This is a genomic window from Alcanivorax sp. HI0044 (assembly GCF_001634945.1).
This window is the reverse complement of record NZ_LWEZ01001304.1, coordinates 1-697: the sequence shown is the minus strand read 5'-3', so window position 1 is coordinate 697 and position 697 is coordinate 1. Positions and strand designations below refer to the sequence as shown.

Here is a 697-nt window from a genome sequence, read left to right as displayed (position 1 = left end):
CAGGAACAGGGCGGGCAATACCCACTGGGCAGGAATGATGGTCAGCCCCAGCTGCACGGTGGCCTCCACACTGCCAATGCTCTCACTGACGCTGGCAAACGCCCCGGCGAGCAGGAACACCAGGCACATAAGCAGCAGGTTGGGATGACCGATCCCCGCCAGCAGTCGATCCACGCTGGCGTTGACCCGCTGACCGGCCACCCGCGCCATCAGCATGGACAACACGATAGCTGCCATGGCCACCACCGGTGCCTTGATCTGGTAGAAGGCGAAATCTTTCCCCAGGGAGGTGTAATACAAGCCACTGCCGAGAAACACGGCCAGAAAGAACAGCAAGGGAAGAAGGGGCCAGGCGCGGGGAATGACGGCGTTCTGGGTCTTGGCTTCGCTCATGAGTCGCCCCGATCATTGAATGATCAGCCCAGTGTAGAGATTTCATGGCAGTGACGGTAGCAACCCCCGATACGAAACCTGCCCGCCTGCACGCGCAAGGCATTTCAGGAAAGCCACTTACTCATGCGTCACTCCCGGCGCCTGCAGACGCAAGCTGAACATGGCCGTCAGTAACGCAACGCCAGCGGCCAACACCAGGCTAAATCGCAGCCCCACCATAAAGTTGGACGACTGAGCCAGCAGTGCCCCGAACACCGCCACCGCCAGCGCACCGCCCACCTGACGACTGGTGTTGAACACCCCG

Annotated in this window: 2 pseudogenes; both read right to left on the bottom strand. The window is 61.1% G+C overall.

The features are described from left to right. Positions 1-393, bottom strand: a pseudogene (locus A3730_RS19035) (Na+/H+ antiporter NhaC family protein); the annotation flags it as partial. Positions 394-510: 117 nt separating this feature from the next. Next, a pseudogene (locus A3730_RS31890) lies at positions 511-697 on the bottom strand (hypothetical protein); the annotation flags it as partial.